The organism is Paenibacillus sp. EKM206P (assembly GCF_011066155.1).
Taxonomy (GTDB): Bacteria; Bacillota; Bacilli; order Paenibacillales; family Paenibacillaceae; genus Paenibacillus; species Paenibacillus polymyxa_D.
Window position 1 is genome coordinate 1 of sequence record NZ_JAAMNQ010000089.1, and the last position, 353, is coordinate 353.

1 protein-coding gene is annotated in these 353 nt (G+C 47.9%); it reads right to left on the bottom strand.

Going from position 1 to position 353, the window contains the following annotated elements; all coding sequences use genetic code 11:
• Positions 1-353, bottom strand: a 353-nt coding sequence (locus G9G53_RS25820) for a condensation domain-containing protein (protein WP_165150897.1), incomplete at both ends; no start/stop codon positions are given.

The window sequence follows — 353 nt, forward strand, 5'->3', positions numbered from 1 at the left end:
TCCAGACTGCACAGAATGCCTTCTGGCTGCTCCACTGCATCTAAAGTCAGATCAAACTTGGCCGTATGATTTTCCAGTGGATAGGAGCTCAAGGTCAAACCTTCCAGCAGTAACTCCTGTTGCTCCAAGGTTTTCAACTCAAACATCGTGTCAAACAGCGCATTTCGGCTCGTATCTCTCGTCAAATTCAGCTGTTCAACCAGTTCTTCAAAAGGATAGTCCTGATGCTCATAAGCACTGAGCGCATGCTCCTTCACCTCTTGCAGATAATCCAGGAACGTTTTGTCGCTGGACGGATAATTGCGAATCGCCAGCGTGTTAATGAAGACACCCACCAGATTACTGAGCTCCGC